Genomic DNA, 17,114 nt, shown 5'->3' with positions numbered 1-17,114 from the left:
GACCGCACTCAGCGGAACCGCTGCCCCTCATCCCAAAGAGCTCATGTCAGTCAGGCGCTCGCGGTTGTGCATGATCCAGGAGGTGGTTGCCTCCGTGCAGGCACTGGCTCGGTCACGGCAGATGACCTCCGCTCCGGGGTGGGCGGTCAGCCGGGCGGCGAAGGTCTCCGAGGTGCGGTCGGGCAGGACGTCGATCACCCGCTGCCTCGGGACAGCGGCCGCGGCCGCCAGGACGGCGGTGCACAGGGCGGCGAAGCCGCGGGGGAATCGGAACCCGATGGCCAAGGGTGTTTCCTCTCGAGGGCGCGGGGCCGGCCCGCGACCGCGATGCGGTTCGCCGCCGACCGACCAGGCAGCCAGGATCGGCGCTGCGCGCCGAGCGCGGTAGGGCGCCCGGAGGTGCGGCCGATGAACCGACAAGCCGAGGGGATCACTTCGGTGGTGAACGCTTCGCCACGCGCCTGGCCGGCTCGCACCGCCTGGACCGCTGCCGGGCGGTAGGTGCCGTCCAGCAGCGCGGCCCGCCCGGCCAAGTGCTCGCCCGCGTCCTCGGGTACCGGGACAGCTCCGCCAACCGGCACGGCGGGATCCCGGACACCGTCCTCGCCGCTGGCAGGTGGTCATGGCTCACCACCTCCCCGCACCCCGCGCCGTGTCGACCACCTCCTCCGCCCCGGCACCGCCCGGCGCACCGGGCCAGCCGCCGCGCCATGCCACGTGGCCGTCGGGCCGCACCAGGAGCAGTGGCGCCCGGTAGCAGCCGGCCACCGCGGGGTCCCGGCAGACCGTGACCGCCAGCGGGACGCCACGAGCCCGGCAGGCCCGCTCCAGCGGCCCCGGGTCGGCGGTCTGCGGGTCGAACGAGAGCAGTCGGAAGCCGGGGCCGAAGAGGTCGAGGGTGGAGCAGCCGGGAGAGAGCCACGCGTGGGGGGCGCGCGATCCGGGGCGGCTGTTGGGGCGGTCCACCGGTTCGTCCGCGAGGGTGGTGGCGCCGCCCGTCGGATCCTCGGGCAGCACGATCCGCGAGGCGTAGCGGTAGCCCATGTGGATCATGGGCGCGTCGAACTCCCGCCGGGCTCCTTCTTCTTCCAGCCGCGCGGCCAGGTCGGCACGGACGGCGGCACCTACCGGGCTGTCCTCGTGCAGCTCTGCGGGCAGGACCCGGTCGATGGTGCGCCGCAGGTTGCGGTGTGCCTCGTCCAGCGCTTCGACGGCCACCGGGCGGCGCTCGGCCTGGTACGTGTCCAGCAGCGCCGGGCCCGCCCAGCCGGCGAGTTCGGCGGCGAGTTTCCAGCCCAGGTTGGCGGCCGCGGCGATACCGGCGTTGGCACCGAAGCCGCCGGAGGGCGGGAGGGTGTGTGCGGCGTCGCCGAGCAGGAGGACGCGGCCGTGGCGGAATTCGGTCGCCACCCGGTGGGTCAGTCGCCAGTGCTGGTCGGAGAGCACCCGCAGTGGGGTCGGCACGGCGATGGCGCGCCGGAGCAGGGCCATCGCCGGTTGCGCCGCCTCCGGGGTGCCGCCGCACCGGATGGAGAGCCGGAACATCCCCTGGCCGTCCACCGCGCGCAGCGGGAACCTCAGGGCGTCGGACAGCAGCAGGTAGTAGAAGAGCGCGTGCTGCTCGCCGAGCAGGGCGCGCAGGTCGGGGGCCTCGAAGAGGATGTTGCGCAGCACCTGGGTCGGGTACCTGGCGGGCGCGGTGGTGTCGACGGCGGCGCGCACCGCGGAGTCGGCGCCGTCGGCCGCCACCAGGTAGCGGGCACGGAGGGTCGCGGTGGTGTGGTGAGTGAGGTCGTTGACCTTCGCGGTGACCGAGTCGTCCGTCTGCTGGAAGCCCTCCAAGCGGTGGCGCAACAGTAGCGGCCCGTCGGGATGGTGGCCGAGGGCGTCGGCGAGCAGCGGGGTGAGCCAGTGCTGCGGACAGATGGCCTCGGGTTCGGGGGTGTGGCGGAACGGGGCCCTGGTGGTCGTGGTGCCGACCCTCAGCCGGTGCACCTCGTGGCCGCCGACCCGGGTGACCCAGGCGGTGTCGAGGCTGTGGTCCGCGGGCCAGCCGGCTCCGCGGATCTGGTCGGCCAGGCCCCAGCGGCGGAAGTGTTCCATGGCGCGCGGGCCGACGGCGTTCACCTTGGGGTGCGGGATGCTGCCGTCGCCCGAGTCGATCAGCACGAAGTCGACGCCTTGCAGGCGCAGTTCCAAGGCGAGGGCCAGGCCGACCGGTCCGGCGCCCACGATCAGCACCTCGGTTTCGGCCGGCAGTCCCCGGGAGCCCGCCTTCTGGAGCTGCGCTCCGCATGCCGTGGCCTCCTTCATGCGCTGCCTCCGAACAGTTCGTCCAGGTAGTCCAACGTCCCGCCGACGTGCTCCGGGACGTGCTCGAAGGCGCGCACCGCCTGTCGCAGCCGACGGGCGCGGCGTTGCAGCAACTCCCTGGCGCGGCGCGGGTCGGGCACCGCAGCCGGGGCCCGGGTGAGTGCGAACGGCGGACCGGCGGTGCGGCCGGGCACGCCGGACGGGAGGGTCGCCAGCAGTTCGGCCAGTGGCCGGAGCACGCCGTTCATGACATCGATGGCGGCGTTCATCAGCACCGAGCGGCGCAGACTGGGCGTGGTCGGTTCGGCGAAGTGCTGCACCATCAGCTGGGCCATCAGCGCGTAGGACTCGTCGCAGAGGCGGGCCAGCTCACGGGCCGTCGGGTCGGTGATCTGCTGCTGGTTGCCGTTGGCGACGTGCCTGGTCGGGTTGCGCAGCACCGGGTAGCCGAGGACGGGGACCTGGTGACCGGTCGCCCCGGGGTCGAGGGGGCCTAGGCCGTCCAGCAGCACCGCGATCCTCCGGAAGGAGTCGTAGTGCGATTCCTCTCCCGGCTCCTGCCCGCCGGCTGCCCCGGCTGCTGCGGCCCCGCTGGATTTCCGCAGCACCCGCTCCGCGGACGGATCCTGCCCCTCCCCCTGTTCGGTGACGAAGTCGATCGCGAACAGCGCGCTGGAGAGGTCGTCGACCTGGAGCTGGTAGTCGGGATGGGTCGAGTTGACGGCCTGCCGGAGGAAGACGTGGTGCTCGCCGCCGGCTCGCCGGTTGTTCTCGCCGAACAGCTCCGGTTGGTGGGCCAGCCCGTCGCGAATGGCGGCGTAGAGACCGCTGAGCGTGTTGGACCGGGCCGGTCCGGTGGCGGTGCGGCTGCCGTAGCGCGGCTCGGGGCAGCTGCGGTCGGGCTGTTCGAGGGTGATGAAGCGCTGGACGCTGCCGGGGGTGAGGCCCTCCAGGGCCAGGTCGAGCGGGATCCCCGATTGCCGGTTGACGGTGGCGAAGTCGATGGCGGGGAACCGGAAAGGCTCACCTATCGCGGTCAGCACGTTGTTGACGACGAGGAAGTGGGTCATCTCCTCCCGGGCGATCCGCAGCAGGGTGCTGCGGATTCCGTGGTCGAGGGTCTCGCCGCCGTCGCCGCTGACCAGCCGCAGCCGTTCCGCGCTCCACGCGCCCCGTTGCCGGTAGGCCAGGCCGGCGCCGTAGCCGGGCAGGGAGTAGGCGGCGTACAGGTACTGCAGGGTGACGGCCAGTTCGAGGGTGACGGCCTCGTGCAGCGCGGCGACCAGTTGGGCCCGGGTGGCCAGCCGGGTCCTGTCGCGCCGCCGGTCGGGGTCGAGGGTGAGCAGGGCGGGCGGCGTCTGCTGCTTGCGCAGGTAGCCGAGCAGTAGGCGGGCCTTGGGCTCGGTGAGGTCACGGGTGGGCGGCATGTAGTAGGTGCGGGTCTTGTTGCGCGGGTCGCACATCTGCCAGACCAGCCGGGCGTAGGTGTCCACCCGGGCCCGGTCGGCCAGGCTGAAGACCTCTTCCTTCATGAAGCTCGAGGTCAGCTCGTAGAAGGCGAAGACCTCGCGGTAGAGGAGGTCGAAGGTCAGCTGCTCGGGCGGCAGTCGGGCGAGCCACCAGTCGTCGGGCAGGACCCGCACGGCGGCGTGGCCGGCGCCGGCCCAGTAGCCGTGGACGTCGGAGTCGTCGTAGCGGTCCGCGGCGCCCGCCGGCGCGCCGACCGGGCTGTGGTCCCCCGGGGGGCCGGGCGAGGCGGGGGCGGCGAGCAGCAGGCGGGCGCAGCCGGCATGGGCGCCGCGCACCGTGAAACGGGCCAGGCCGTCGGCGTCGGTGTCCAGGGTGCAGGAGTGGCCCCAGTCGGCGCTGCCCGCCGTTTCGGGGCCGCCGGCCCGCAGGCGCACCACCGGCTCGGCGGCGTCCTCGGCGAGGGGGCGGGCCCGCGGGTTGGGGTACTGCTCGATCCGGATCCCCCGGACGGCGGCGGGAAGGCCGCGGACCAGCGAGCGGATGGTGATCTCGGTGTCGTACTCGGCGTCTCCGGCGTGGCGGGGGTGCTCCAGGATCAGCCCAGCCTGGTCGGTCTGGACGTTCACCTCCCGCTCGTACAGGGCCGACAGCCGGGAACCGTCGGGGGCGACCCAGTCCAGCCGGAGCGGTTCCGCCGGGTCGGCCGGGCCGGGAGCGCGTGGAACGGTGAGCACGGTGCGCGGCAGTGGGTCGGGCAACTCGGCGATCAGCTGGTCGGTGCCGGCGGTGCGCAGCTCCCAGTGGCCGTGGCCAACCCGATCACCGCCGGGTGCCGCGATCAGGTTGACGCCGACCTGCTGGTCGTCGACGGCCACGCAGAGCTGCCGGGGCGCGGCGGGCGGCCGCGGATGCGGCTCGGGCCCGGGGCGGCTGCTGAGCAGGCGCCCGGCGGGATAGCTGCGTAGTTCGCCGCTGTACCAGGGGGCGATGGTGCCGTCCAGCTGCCAGCCGAGGGGTCGCCCGGTGGGGAGCGGGGTGGGCGGGAGGTTGAGCGCGAACTGCACCACCAGGCCGGCTGCCGCACCGCTCTCGGTGAGCTCGCGCAGCCGGGCCACGGTCGGTGAGGGCTCGTCGGACGGCCAGCTCAGTGCCTCGGCCGGCACGGTGAACTGGTGGACGCTGCGCAGCGGCAGCCGGGGCACGGCCGATCGCCCGGGCGGGAAGACCTGCCAGCGGGGCGGCTGCCAGCCCGTCACCTCGCCGCTGCACAGGTAGCCGACGTCGTGGGAGCGGCCGAGCCGCCCGAAGCAGAAGTGACCGACCATCAGGGTCGTGGTCCAGGAGGATGCGGGGTCGACGTCGAAGACCCGGGCCCGGTTGGCGGTGGTGGCGAAGTACTCGTTGTAGTGGCCCCAGAGGTCGACGCTGCGGCCGATCACCCGGTCGGGCACGAGCGGCCGCGGGTCGACGCCGGTGACGGTGGCGTCGACGGTGAAGTGGCCGTTGCCGCCGAAGTGGGCGCCGGGCGCGGTGCGCAACTCCACCTGGTCGAGCTGCTGGTGGTACTCGCGGGCCGGGCGGTCGGCCGGGAAGGGTTCGCCGGCCGGGGTGAGCACGGCGTTTCGCGCCAGGTCCAGCAGGCCGGTGCGCAGACCGGTGGGCAGCTGGGTGGTGGCCGTGCCGGAGAAGTGCAGCCGCGGCAGGTCGAAGACGCTCATGCGCGCACCTCGCAGGGCTCGTCGGCGTCGAGGGCCGGTGCCGGGTACCGGTGGATCTGGCGCACCGCCTGTTGGGCGGACTCCACCGCGCCCTCGATCCAGGCGGGGTAGCTGGAGCAGTGCTCGCCGGCGAAGAACAGCCGGCCCTGCGGCCGGGCCATCCGGTCGCGCTCCTCGTCGCAGGCGACGGCGTCCTTGCCCCAGCGCACGGCGGCGGCCCCCTGGGTGGAGGGTTCGCTGCCCCAGACCTGGTCGGCCACGGCCAGCACCATGCCGGGGCGGCGGAGTTCGGGGTGGACGGCGCCGAGTTCCTCCAGCACGGCAGCGATCCGGGTGGGTCTGCTGAGCGTGCCGAGCTGGTCGGCGTCCTTGCCGATGGTGTAGCTGGCCAGCAGGGCGGCGCCCAGGCGGGGGTCGCCATCGACCGGCGGGTAGTACGTCTGGCGGATCAGCCCACCGGTGAAGGAGCCGCCGCCCATGATGCCGTCGCGCTCCCAGAACGGCTCCCGGCAGTGCAGCGCGACCTTGGTGGCGTTCCAGTAGCGCTGGCTGCCGATGGCGGCCGTCTTCTCGTCGTCCAGGCCGTGCAGCTCCAGGCCGCGCAGCACCGAGAACGGGATGGTGCAGAGCACGTAGTCGCAGGCACGGATCCGGGTGCCGAAGCCGTGCCGGATCCGGAGCCGGACCTGGCGGTCGCCGACCTCCAGGCCGGTCACCTCGTTGCCGCAGCGCACCGGGCCGCGGATCCGCTTGCGCAGCCGGTGCACCAGCTGGTCGAGGCCGCCGCGGAGCCCCAGCAGGGTGGAGCCGGTCTCGTTGACGATGTCGTCGACGAACCGGTAGAGCCGCCCGCGGCAGCCGGCCCGGATCTGCGGATGGTCGGCGAACAGGGCGCGAAGGTCGATCAGTTCGGCGCTGCCGGCGGTGCCGATGTAGCGGCTCAGGTCGATTCCGTCGACCAGGCCGATCAGTTCGGCGTCCAGCCCGCGGCTGACCGCGTCGCGGAAGTCGCCGGGGGCGAGTGCGTTGACCCGGACCGCCATCCACGCGCCGAAGAGCAGCATCTGCGGGCTGCAACGGGCGAGTTCGGCAGCGGGCAGCCGGCCGCGCAGCTCCCCGACCAGGGTGGCGGAGGCCTCCCTGATCCGCTGGTGGCCCTGGCTGGTGTGGACGTAGGCCGCCTCGTCCTGGAAGAGCGTGGTGAACTCCCGCAGCTGGTCGGCGAGGCCGAGGGTGCGGAGGTACCCCATGGTGCGCTCGTGGGCGGCGGGTATCCGCATCGCGCCCAGCTCGACCAGCGGACCGGGGCGGCCGGGCAGGAAGCGGTGGGTGCGTATCCGGCCGCCGATCTCCGGGTGGCCCTCCAACACGTCGACCTGGTGGCCGAGCCGCTCCAGCTCGTAGGCCGCCACCAGGCCGGCGACACCGGCTCCGATGATCGTGACGCGCTTCGCCGCCATGCCATCCCCTTCGGTCGAGCTCCCGGCTGGTGCTGGTCGTCGGTCGGTGGCTGGTTCCCCGACTACTTATCAATTGTCCGAAAGGTCACTCTTCGTCCGCATCCCCAGGCTTGACGGGTTATCAGCGATCGACCCGCCCAGCCACCACCCGTTTGCGCCAGCTGACCGCTGATCACCCCGCATGATCGAACGGTTTGCCATCGCACGCATCCGAACGACCCGTCGCCACGGCCATGCTGGGGAGCGACCACCACGCGCGCCTGAGAAGGAGGGACCAGCGATGGCACAACCGACACCGCGGACGCAGTCGGCACCGCCCCCGGCCCACGGGCCGATGCCCCAGGCGCTGGAGAGCGCGGTCTACGGGCTGTTCGCCACCTGCGCGCTCGACCTCGCCGTGCGGCACGGCGTCTTCCGCGAGCTGACCGAGCACGGGCCGAGCCGTTCGGCGGAGCTCGCCACCGCGCTCGGAGTGGACCAGGACACCCTCGGGCGGCTGCTCACCCTGCTCCGCTCCCTGGAGGTGCTGACCGCCGACGGCGATGGCCGCTACACCGTGCCCGACCAGACCCGCCCCTACCTGGACGCCACTGACGCGCGGTACCTGGGCGGCTTCGTGCACCACCTGGTGGCCAGCACGTTCGGCCGGCTGCGGCATCTGGAGAGCTGCCTGACCAGGGGCAAGGCAGCAGCCGACGCCAACCGGCCCGAGCCCTTCGCCGAGATCTACCAGGACGAGGAGTCCACCGATCGCTTCCTGGACGCCATGTGGCAGCTCAGCTTCGACGTGTCCGGGGAGTTGGTGGAGTCGGCCGGCCTGGAGAACGTCCACCACCTGGTGGACGTCGGCGGCGCCGGTGGACCGTTCTCGGTGGCGGCACTGCTGCGCCGCCCCGGCCTCCGGGCCACCGTGTTCGATCTGCCGCAGGTGGCTCAACGGCTGCAGCAGGCCAGGCGGCGGTACCGGCTCGGCGCCCGGCTCGCGTTCATTCCCGGGGACTTCCACCGCGACGAACTGCCCCCCGGGGACTGCATGGCGTTCGGCTACATCCTCTCCGACTGGACCGATGACACCTGTCTGGAACTGCTGCGCAAGGCCCATCGGGCGCTAGTGCCCGGCGGCCTGGTGCTGGTCATGGAGCGGCTCTTCGAGGAGGACGGCTACCGGCCACTGGCGACCGCCGCGATGAACCTGTCGATGCAGGCGGAGACCCAGGGGCGCCATCGCACCGCGGCGGAGTACCTCACCCTGCTGCGGAGGGCCGGGTTCACCGGCTGCGAGGTGCGTCGCTCCAGCCGGGAGAAGCACCTGGTGATCGGGCGGCGCGCCGACAACGCCCATCCGCCCGGACGGTGGTGGTGAGCCATGACGGAATGGCCAGTGCCCTCGGCCGGTCCGGCGCTTCCCGGCCGGAGCGAGGAGATACTGCGCATGCAGAGCTCTTCCGGCCGGGCCGCTCTGACGGCGGCTCAGCGGGAACTGCTCGCCGACTGGTACGACGAGGCCTGCCACTCCCGTGACGAGAAGTCGACCGAGTACCGCGAGGAGCGCCAGGTGGTCGCGCTGCTCACGCGTCCGTTCAGCCGCCAACCGGACATCCCCGAGTACTACCGCTACACCAGTCTGCACGTCTACGACTGGTTCCTGACGCTCTACCACCGGGAGCCGGTGGAAGCCGGGATCACCGCGCTCCGGGCCACCCTGCTCGACCTGGCGGAGCGGGAGCGCACTCCGCCGCCGCAGCAGCCGGGCTACGGCCCCGCCGAGGCAACGGAGCGCCGCGCCCGGTTGGCTGCCCTGATCGAAACGCTCGACGGCCTCCTGATCGCTCCCTGGGGGCAGTCCGATGAGCAGCTCGGCCGGCGGCTGCAAGTACTGGTCCAGTGCACGGGCCTGCCGCAGTCATCGGTCCACCACGAGCACCTGTTCCTTCGCTCGGTGCACGCCTGCGAGCTCGCGTTCTTCCTCACCCGTTGGAGCGCCTGTCAGGCGATAGCAGCCATCTGCGGGGGGGACCGGAAGGCGGCGGTACGGCACGTCCGGAGTACCGCCGGCTGCGCGGATCTCTTCAGCGGTGTGCTCCATGTGCTGCGCACGCTCTCGCCGGAGCAGTTCATGAGCTTCCGGGCGGCCACCGGTGCGGCCAGCGCCGTGCAGTCGCTCAACTACCACTTGGCCGAGTTGGCGATCTACGGGTACGACCCGCGCAAGGCCGAGATCTTCTTGCGACTGCGCCACCTGCACTGCCTCAACCGTTCGCCGTACCGGGACGTCTGGCCGCTGCGGGCCGCCGTGCAGACCGTGCGCGACCCGGCGCTCAGCGCGGCGCTCAGCTTGGTGGAGCGCTCGCTGCTCTCCTGGCGGGGTCGGCACTACGGCTTCGGCCGCATCTATCTGCCGCAGGACATCAAGGGCTCCGGCGGCACCGAGGGCGCAGGCTACCTGAAACGCATCGTCGACAAGGAGATCTGCGCCACCGGTCCACCCGGCCGGGTGCCCGAAGCCATGTTCCGCTTCGGTCTCTGCTGACCGACGTGATACTTGGGTTGGGCGGCAACTGCCTGATAAGTCGTCAACTTCTTTGCTTCACAAGCAAAACAGCTTTTCTCAGTCATACAAGTCACATCACTTGTGTCTGCCCATCGGAAGGATTCCTCATGAGCAACGCCCCCGTGTTGAACGCCGCCCTGGCCCGCCGCATCCTGGATGCCGCCCTGGCTCAGGCCGTTCAGCTCAATGTCGCCGTCGCGGTCGCGGTGGTGGACGCCGGCGGCAATGTGCTGACCGTCGCCCGGGCCGATGGTGCGACCTTCTGGGCCACCACGGTGGCCACCCACAAGGCGGTGACCGCCGCCGGACTGGGCGTCCCCACGCTCGACTTCGGCAAGGCCGCCGCGGCCGACCCGGTACTGCTCGCCACCATGGCCGCCCAGCCGGGCTTCGCCCTGCTGCCCGGCGGCATCCCGATCATGCTCAACGGCGCCATCGCCGGCGCGATCGGGGTGGCCGGCGGCACCCGCGGCGAGGACCAGCCGGTGGCCGAGGCCGGCGTCGAGGCCGCCGCGGCGGGCTGACACCGGCGCCCACCGCGCCTCCGACTGCTGCCGGTGCGCTCGCGCGGCACACCGGCAGCGCACCTTCGTCCGGGAGGTTCGACCTCATGCGCGTATCGGTGATCGGCTGCGGCCACCTCGGCACCACGCATGCTGCCGCGATGGCCGAGTTGGGGCACGACGTGATCGGTGTCGAACAAGATCCGGAGAAGTGCCGGGCTTTGGCCGCCGGTCGGGTCCCGTTCTTCGAGGCCGGGCTGGACGAGCTGGTGGCCAAGCACACCGCCAGTGGTCGGCTGCGCTTCAGTACCGCTCCGGCCGCGGCCGCGGCCGGAGCGGAGCTGCACTTCCTCGCCGTCGGCACCCCACTGCGGCCGGACGGCAAGGGCTATGAGGTGGACCAAGTGGTGGGGGCCGTGCGATCGCTCGTCCCGCTGCTGCAGCGGCCGTGCACCATCGTCGGCAAGAGCACGGTGGCCGTGGGCACGGTGGCCCGCCTCCAGGCCATCATCGACGGACTGGCGACAGTGCCCGGTGTGGAGCTGGTGTGGAATCCGGAGTTCCTGCGCGAGGGCCATGCGGTCCTCGACACCCTGGAGCCGGACCGGATCCTGGCCGGTCTCAGCTCCACGGCGGCCCGCAAGGCCCTGGAGGAGGTCTATGCGCCGATCCTGGCCCGCGGCGAGGCCCAGCTCGTCATCACCGACCCGGCCACCGCCGAGGTCGCCAAGTCCGCGGCCAACGCCTGCCTCGCCGCCAAGATCTCCTTCGTCAACGCGATGGCCGAGGTCTGCGAGCTGACCGGGGCGGATGTCACCCAGGTCGCCCGGGTGCTCGGCATCGACCCGCGGATCGGCCCGCTCGGCATGCGGCCGGGCATCGGGTACGGCGGCGGCTGCCTGCCCAAGGACATCGCGGCCTTCGCCCATCGAGTCAAGGAGCTGGGTGCGGTGCGGGCGGCCGGGCTGCTGGACGCCGTCGAGGCGGTGAACCACGGCCGCCGGGAGGCAGCCGTGGCGTTGGTGGCACGAGCGGCGGGCGGCAACCTGGAGGGGGTCAGGGTCGGCTTCCTCGGTGCCGCGTTCAAGGCCGGGACCAGCGATGTGCGGGACTCCCCCGCCCTGTGGCTCGCCGCCCGTCTGCACCTTTGCGGTGCCACCGTGGTGATCCACGACCCTCAGGCGCTCCCCCAAGCACAGCGGGCACTGCCGGAGGCGCAGTACCGGGAGACCGCCCTCGGGGCCGCCACCGGTGCGGATCTGCTGGTGCTCGGCACCGAGTGGCCCGAATACCTGGCGGACCCTCAACTCCCCGCCACCGCAGCGACCCTGGTGCGCAAACCGGTGCTGGTGGATGTGCGCACCGCGGTCGATCCGGCGCTCTGGCTGGCCGCCGGCTGGTCGGTCTGGCAACTCGGCTGCCCGGTCCGGCATCCAACGGTCCCGCCGGCGACCGTCGCACCGCCGGGCTGATCTCGTGACCGCCGGCCGGGCCCGGTCGGCGCGGGGACCCGCCGCCGTTGCCGGTGAGCGAGGGGGGCAACCTGTGCCCACCAGCGAGGCGGCGCTCCGCGCGGGCGCCCCCACCGCAGGCGGTCGGCCCGGCCGATCCGCACAAGGCGTAGCCGAACTCGTCCTGCGGCCGGATCCCGTCGGCAGCCGAACGGGCTTACGTTCGGTGTACCGGGTGCGCCGCGAGTCGGGCGCGACGCACCCGATAGCCGCCAGGAGGAACCAGCTGATGGCCGTCGAGCTGACCATGGAACAGCCGGAGCAGGCGCAGGCGGAGCAGCCGGAGCAGGCGCAGGCGGAGCAGGCGCAGGTGGAGCAAGCGCAGCAAGCGGTGCCCTTCATGCGGACCGAGATCTGCCCGGAGGCGCGGGTCGCCGCCCTGCGCGTGCTGGCCTCCGGTCGGGTCGCCACCGGGGCGCAGGCCGCCATGTTCGAGCGGGAGTTCGCAGCCTGGGTGAAGGCGGGGCATGCGGTGGCGGTCTCCTCGGGAACGGCGGCGATCGAGCTGGCGCTGCGGGCTCTGCGGCTGCCACCGGGCGGACTCGTGCTGCTGCCGGCGGTGACCTTCTGCGGGGTGGGGCAGGCGGTGGTGCACGCGGGTCTGCGGCCCCTGCTCGTCGACGTCGACCCGGTCACCGCGATGCCCAGCCCCGCGACGGTGGCCGCCGCCCTGCAGGGGCACGCGCACGGACGGATCCGTCCGGCGGCCATGGTGGTGCTGCACTTCGCGGGTGCGCCGGCCCCGGTGCCGGAGCTCGCCGCCGCGGCCGGCCTGCCGCTGCACCGGGTGATCGAGGACGCGGCGCACGGCCCCGGCACCACCGTCCACGGGCGCGCGGCCGGCGCCCTGTCCCGGGCTGCCTGCTTCAGCTTCTCCACCGCCTCCAATCTGCCGGTCGGCGAGGGCGGCATGGTGACCTGCGATGACGGCGAGCTCGCCGCCCGGGTCCGGCGGGCCGGTCGCAACGGGATGTCCACCGATGTCCGGCAGCGCGACGGCACGGCCTCCCGCAGCGCCCGTCAGTTCACGGTCGAGGACGGCGGGCTGAAGGCGAACATGTCCGATCTGGAGGCCGCGATCGGTCGTGCCCAGCTGCGCAGGCTACCCGGCTGGCGGCGCCGCCGGGAACAGCTGGCCGCCGCCTACACGCTCCAGCTGCACGACCTGGGAACGCTGCTGCCCCCGGCCCTGCCGACGGAGGGACGGCACTCCTGGAACCTCTACGTTCTCCAGGTGACCGAACGCTACGGTCGGTCACGTGACGAGTTGGCCGCCGCACTGGCGGAACGCGGCATCGGCACCGCTGTGCACTACGTCCCGCTGCACCGACTGGGCTACTTCCGCCGTGCGGCGCTGCGCCCGCCGAGCGGCCTGCCAGGCGCCGACCAACTCTTCCCCCGGTTGCTGTCACTGCCGCTCTACCCCGGTCTCACCGACCAGCGGCTTGACCGCATCTGCACCGAGCTGCACCGGCTCGCGCGCTGATGCCGGGCCGCAGTGGCCGCTCCCGGCCGCGACGCCGGCGAAAGCGTGCGACCGGCCGCGACGGCCGCCGAAAGCGTGCGACCGGCCGCGACGCCGGCGAAAGCGTGCGACCGGCCGCGACGGCCGCCGAAAGCGTGCGCCCGCCCGGGCGCACGCTTCAGGTGGCTCAGGTCCGGTACCGGTAGATGATCCGGCCACGGGTCAGGTCATAAGGGCTGACTTCCACGAGCACCCGGTCGAACGGCAGGATCTTGATGTAGTTCTTCCGGATCTTCCCGCTGATGTGTGCGAGCACCTGGTGGCCGTTCTGGAGCTCCACCTTGAACGTGGCATTGCGCAGGCATTCCACCACGCTGCCCTCGACTTCCAGGCCCTTTGCTGTTCTTGCCAATGTCACTCGTCTTTCGAATCGGTGAGTCGTGTCGGATCGATGAGTCGGTACGGCGTCAGGATCGCACCAGTTCGACGGTGCCGCCGGTCCGCTGGGCGCCAATGCCCTCGAAGAGCGCGATCGCGGCCGTGTTGGACGCGTCCACCTCGGCCCAGGCCGAGTCGGTACCCGCGCGCTGCAGCGAGCCCAGCGCGTGGGTCAGCAGCGCCCGGCCGATGCCAAGGCGGTGCTGGTCGGCCCGCACCGCGATCAGTCCGATCCGGGCCCGGCGGCGGACCGGCACCACCCGGACCAGCCCTGCGTACTGGCCGTTCCGGACCGCCACCGCGTACTTCGACGGGTCCACCAGGGTCGTCCCGGCCGGGCGGGGCAGCACCTCCGCCGGCATGGTGTGCCAGCCGACGGTGGCCTCGACCTCCTCGCGGATCGCGCGGTCCAAAGCCCGGAGCAGGTCTTCGTCCGCCGCTCCGGCCGGCAGGATCGTGACGCCCGCCGGCGGCTGCGAGGCGTCGAGCCGGCTGTCGCCCGGTTCCGTGGCCAGGACGTACTCCTGCTCACGGCGTCCGACGGTGAATCCGACCTGCTCCCAGCGGGATTTCAGGTCGACCTCGGCCTCGCCGACCAGGGTGTGGAGGGGGGTCGGCAGGTCCGCGAGCATCGCAGCGGCGAGCCGGCCGAAGACCGCTTCCTGCCATACGTCGATGCTGACGAAGAGCCGCCCGTCGGGCCGCTGCGAGACGTCGCCGTGGCCGACGATCCGATCGTCCACCACGGCCTGCCACTGGGTCTCGGCCGCGCGCCTGATGATCACAGAGTTCATGGTTGTCGCCTTTCAGGAGTGCCTGTTGCAGAGCGCTCCCGACGACACCTGGATCAGTCGCACACCGTGATGAAAGGAGGGAGCACCCACCTCGATACAACGTTCACGGGTCCCACCTCCTTGCGTCCTGTCACGGTGATCCACACGCTAGCAATCGGGGTTTTCCCCGCTCAAGTCATTTTTCCAAGGGCGCGGCCCGGTCAGTGCGGTCCCGGCCGTGTCGGTGCCGTTGCGTCGGATGGTCCGGTCGGTGCGCCGCGGACGGCCTGGTGGGCCACGGCGACGGCTTCCAGGCGGGAGTGCACGCCGAGTTTGTCCAACACGTTCTGCACATGGGTGCGGGCGGTGCTGGTGGTCATTCGCAGGGCACGGGCGATCTCGATGGTGTCATCGCCCTCGGCCAGGCGGTCCAGCACCTCGCGCTCCCGCCGGGTGAGCCGGTGCAGCGGCTCGGTGTGGTCCGGGGTGCGGGCCCGGCGCAGCGCCTCCTGGGCGGGGGTCGGCTCGATGAAGCGGTCGCCGGCCGCGACCGTGCGCAGTGCTCGGTCCAGCAGCTCGAGCCCCTTGTCCTTGCCCAGGTAGCCGGCGACTCCGGCGGCGGCTGCGGTGGCCACCGCGTCCGGGTCCAGCTCCCGGGAGAGCACCACGATCCGGATGCCGGGGTCGCTCCGCCGGATCTGGGCGATGGCGTCCAGGGCCCGGCCGTCGAGGAGTTGCAGGTCGAGCAGGCACAGCTCCGGCCGGCAGGCGGCTACGGCACGCAGCAGCCCGCCCCTGGTGGTGGCGGTCGCCTGGACCAGGTAGCCGCGCCCCGCGAGCACCAGGGCCAGCGCCTCGGCGTGCAGCCGGTTGGCGTCGGCGATCACCAGGCGGGCCGGCGGGCGGGGCGCAGTCGTGGCGTTCCGCGACGCTGCTGGTACTGCCGGCCCCGCCGGCGCCCGGGACCGTACCGGGGGGCGGCTCTCGAGACGATCCGTGGACGAATCGGTCATGGCGGTTGCCCTTGCCTGTGCGGCCGGCCGCCGGGCGTCGGCGCCTGGAACCGCTGTCCGGAGCGGATTCCGGTGCGCCTGCCCCGCACGATCCGGCATCCCCCGCCTCATCCAGCGAAACAGACAACGTCGCCGCAGTCCACCGGCGATCGTATTCTCGAACCGTGGCCGGCGAGATCCAGGTCGTGGTGGCCGACCGCCGCCGCTCCGTGGCCGAGGTACTGGCCCTGGGGCTGCGGCAGGTGGGCATGGCCAGCCATGCGGTCACCGGCATGCGCGCCGCCTGCCGGGTGGCCGCCGCGGAGCACGCCGATGTGGTGGTGGCCGACATCGGACTGGTCGCCGAGGACGGCGCCGCTTCGCCATGGCCGCGTCGCCTCGGCGTTCCGTTGGTGGTGCTCAGCGATGGTGACCGCAGCGAGGATCTGGCCTGTGCGGCGGTCCGGGCCGGAGTGCGCGGCTGGGTGTCCAAGGACAGCTCGATGCAGCAACTGCTGACGGTGATCCGCGGGGTGCGGCGCGGCGAGACCTGGATACCGCCCGGCCTACTCACCCGGGTCCTGGGCGAGTTGATGACGCTGCGCAACTCCTTGGAGGAGGAGAGCGGACGACTGGCCAGTCTCACCGCTAGGGAACGCGAGGTGCTGGAGTGCCTGTCGGCCGGGATGAGCCGAGCCGAGATCGGTCGGCGGCTCTTCCTGTCCACCAACACCGTCCGCACCCACGTGCAGAACCTGATGGTCAAGCTGGACGTGCACTCCTCGGTGGCGGCCGTGGCGCTCGCTCACCGCGTCGCCCCGCCGGAGGCCCTGAGCCCGCCACCGGTGCGGCGCCGCTGAGAGGGCATCGCCACCGCCCCCACCGGCCCCCGGGTCTCGGCACGCAACGGTCGCCGACCGATCCCAGTACGTTTCTCCCATGACGCGCGTACTCGTGACCGGCGGCGCCGGTTTCATCGGCTCCGAATTCGTCCGCTCGATGCTTCGCACCCGGCCGCAGGACCGCATCACGGTGTTCGACAAGCTCACCTATTCGGGCGTCCGGGAGAACCTCGCGGAGGTGGCCGACCACCCTGGTTTCGCCTTCGTGCTCGGGGACGTCTGTGATCCGGTGGCGGTGGACCGGGTGATGTCCGGGCAGGACGCGGTGGTGAACTTCGCCGCCGAGTCACATGTGGACCGCTCGATCCAGGGCGCCGAGGCCTTTGTGCGCACCAATGTGACGGGCACTCAGGTCCTGCTGGACTCCGCGGTCCGACACCGGATCGGCCGGTTCGTCCAGGTCTCCACGGACGAGGTCTACGGCTCGATCGCCAACGGCTCGTGGGCCGAGCAGCAGCCGCTCGCCCCCAACTCGCCGTACGCCGCCAGCAAGGCCGGGGCGGACCTGCTGGCCCTGGCCTGCCACCGCACCCACGGACTGGACGTGGTGGTCACCCGCTGCTCCAACAACTACGGCCCCTACCAGTTCCCGGAGAAGCTGATCCCGCTCTTCACCACCCGGCTGCTGGACGGCCGTCCGGTGCCGCTGTACGGCGACGGACGCAACGTCCGTGACTGGCTGCACGTCCAGGACCACTGCCGGGCCCTCGCCCTGGTCCTGGACCGGGGCCGTGCCGGCGAGGTCTACCACATCGGCGGCGGCACCGAGATCTCCAACCGTGAACTGACCGACCTCCTGCTCGCGGCCGTTGGCGCGGACCCGCAGCTGGTCGAGCGGGTGCCGGACCGCAAGGGCCACGACCTGAGGTACTCGCTGGACACGGCCAAGATCCGGACCGAGCTGGGCTTCGAGCCACGCGTTCCCTTCGCCGACGGCCTGGCGCAGACCGTCGCCTGGTACCGCGGCCACCGCGCCTGGTGGGAGCCGCTGCTCGAGCGTGCGGCCCTGGGCTGATCG

At 72.4% G+C, this 17,114-nt stretch carries 14 protein-coding genes; 7 read left to right on the top strand and 7 right to left on the bottom strand.

Translation table 11 applies throughout. The features are described 5' to 3' along the window. Positions 1-27: 27 nt before the first annotated feature. From LN042_RS01895 to LN042_RS01880, 4 genes are all read right to left on the bottom strand, one after another. Positions 28-285: a hypothetical protein gene (locus LN042_RS01895; protein WP_230047948.1), complete on the bottom strand. Its 258-nt coding sequence runs from the start codon at positions 283-285 to the stop codon at positions 28-30. Positions 286-627: 342 nt separating this feature from the next. Beyond that, positions 628-2,313, bottom strand: a complete 1,686-nt coding sequence (locus LN042_RS01890; RefSeq protein WP_230047947.1) for an FAD-dependent monooxygenase — start codon at positions 2,311-2,313, stop codon at positions 628-630. Continuing rightward, entirely contained in the window at positions 2,310-5,501 is a 3,192-nt protein-coding gene (locus LN042_RS01885) for a ferritin-like domain-containing protein (RefSeq protein WP_230047946.1), read from the bottom strand. Before LN042_RS01885 ends, LN042_RS01890 begins: the two co-directional genes overlap by 4 nt. Continuing rightward, on the bottom strand, positions 5,498-6,961 hold the full coding sequence (locus LN042_RS01880; RefSeq protein WP_230047945.1) for a flavin monoamine oxidase family protein: 1,464 nt from the start codon (positions 6,959-6,961) through the stop codon (positions 5,498-5,500). Before LN042_RS01880 ends, LN042_RS01885 begins: the two co-directional genes overlap by 4 nt. A 280-nt stretch (positions 6,962-7,241) precedes the next feature. Between LN042_RS01880 and LN042_RS01875 the strand changes: the two genes are divergently transcribed. The 5 genes from LN042_RS01875 (at position 7,242) to LN042_RS01855 (ending at position 13,012) form a co-directional block, all read left to right on the top strand. Continuing rightward, complete coding sequence (locus LN042_RS01875; RefSeq protein WP_230047944.1) at positions 7,242-8,324, top strand: methyltransferase; 1,083 nt, start codon at positions 7,242-7,244, stop codon at positions 8,322-8,324. A gap of 69 nt (positions 8,325-8,393) precedes the next feature. After that, complete coding sequence (locus LN042_RS01870) at positions 8,394-9,491, top strand: tryptophan 2,3-dioxygenase (protein WP_230047943.1); 1,098 nt, start codon at positions 8,394-8,396, stop codon at positions 9,489-9,491. Positions 9,492-9,619: 128 nt separating this feature from the next. Then, a complete protein-coding gene (locus tag LN042_RS01865; RefSeq protein WP_230047942.1) occupies positions 9,620-10,036 on the top strand; it encodes a GlcG/HbpS family heme-binding protein in 417 nt (138 codons plus the stop codon). A gap of 86 nt (positions 10,037-10,122) precedes the next feature. Then, positions 10,123-11,487 (top strand): UDP-glucose dehydrogenase family protein, encoded by a 1,365-nt coding sequence (locus tag LN042_RS01860; protein WP_230047941.1) that lies wholly within the window; start codon positions 10,123-10,125, stop codon positions 11,485-11,487. 268 nt (positions 11,488-11,755) lie between these two features. After that, a complete protein-coding gene (locus LN042_RS01855) occupies positions 11,756-13,012 on the top strand; it encodes a DegT/DnrJ/EryC1/StrS family aminotransferase (RefSeq protein WP_230047940.1) in 1,257 nt (418 codons plus the stop codon). Positions 13,013-13,178: 166 nt separating this feature from the next. Here the strand turns inward: LN042_RS01855 and infA are convergent, their stop codons facing one another. From infA to LN042_RS37110, 3 genes are all read right to left on the bottom strand, one after another. Continuing rightward, positions 13,179-13,403: a translation initiation factor IF-1 gene (gene infA / locus LN042_RS01850; protein WP_230047939.1), complete on the bottom strand. Its 225-nt coding sequence runs from the start codon at positions 13,401-13,403 to the stop codon at positions 13,179-13,181. A gap of 55 nt (positions 13,404-13,458) precedes the next feature. After that, complete coding sequence (locus LN042_RS01845; RefSeq protein WP_230047938.1) at positions 13,459-14,223, bottom strand: GNAT family N-acetyltransferase; 765 nt, start codon at positions 14,221-14,223, stop codon at positions 13,459-13,461. Between the two features lie 200 nt (positions 14,224-14,423). Then, positions 14,424-15,089, bottom strand: a complete 666-nt coding sequence (locus tag LN042_RS37110; protein WP_308191748.1) for a LuxR C-terminal-related transcriptional regulator — start codon at positions 15,087-15,089, stop codon at positions 14,424-14,426. A 290-nt stretch (positions 15,090-15,379) separates the two neighbouring features. Between LN042_RS37110 and LN042_RS01825 the strand changes: the two genes are divergently transcribed. Beyond that, positions 15,380-16,054 (top strand): response regulator transcription factor, encoded by a 675-nt coding sequence (locus tag LN042_RS01825; RefSeq protein ID WP_230047937.1) that lies wholly within the window; start codon positions 15,380-15,382, stop codon positions 16,052-16,054. Positions 16,055-16,133: 79 nt separating this feature from the next. After that, positions 16,134-17,111 carry a dTDP-glucose 4,6-dehydratase gene (rfbB, locus tag LN042_RS01820; RefSeq protein WP_230047936.1) on the top strand — a complete coding sequence of 326 codons (978 nt, stop codon included), beginning with the start codon at positions 16,134-16,136 and terminating at the stop codon, positions 17,109-17,111. Positions 17,112-17,114: the final 3 nt, after the last annotated feature.

This window comes from Kitasatospora humi (assembly GCF_020907985.1).
GTDB classification, from domain to species: Bacteria; Actinomycetota; Actinomycetes; order Streptomycetales; family Streptomycetaceae; genus Kitasatospora; species Kitasatospora humi.
The sequence above is the reverse complement of the archived record's forward strand: the minus strand, read 5'-3'. Positions and strand labels throughout refer to the sequence as shown.

Bases quoted from the DNA above. Each gene is read 5' to 3' on its own strand.
- LN042_RS01860 (WP_230047941.1), top strand. From the start codon at position 10,123: ATGCGCGTATCGGTGATCGGCTGCGGCCACCTCGGCACCACGCATGCT.
- LN042_RS01845 (WP_230047938.1), bottom strand. From the start codon at position 14,223: ATGAACTCTGTGATCATCAGGCGCGCGGCCGAGACCCAGTGGCAGGCC.
- LN042_RS01880 (WP_230047945.1), bottom strand. From the start codon at position 6,961: ATGGCGGCGAAGCGCGTCACGATCATCGGAGCCGGTGTCGCCGGCCTG.
- LN042_RS01870 (WP_230047943.1), top strand. From the start codon at position 8,394: ATGCAGAGCTCTTCCGGCCGGGCCGCTCTGACGGCGGCTCAGCGGGAA.
- LN042_RS01885 (WP_230047946.1), bottom strand. From the start codon at position 5,501: ATGAGCGTCTTCGACCTGCCGCGGCTGCACTTCTCCGGCACGGCCACC.
- LN042_RS01865 (WP_230047942.1), top strand. From the start codon at position 9,620: ATGAGCAACGCCCCCGTGTTGAACGCCGCCCTGGCCCGCCGCATCCTG.
- rfbB (WP_230047936.1), top strand. From the start codon at position 16,134: ATGACGCGCGTACTCGTGACCGGCGGCGCCGGTTTCATCGGCTCCGAA.
- LN042_RS01890 (WP_230047947.1), bottom strand. From the start codon at position 2,313: ATGAAGGAGGCCACGGCATGCGGAGCGCAGCTCCAGAAGGCGGGCTCC.
- LN042_RS01855 (WP_230047940.1), top strand. From the start codon at position 11,756: ATGGCCGTCGAGCTGACCATGGAACAGCCGGAGCAGGCGCAGGCGGAG.
- LN042_RS01875 (WP_230047944.1), top strand. From the start codon at position 7,242: ATGGCACAACCGACACCGCGGACGCAGTCGGCACCGCCCCCGGCCCAC.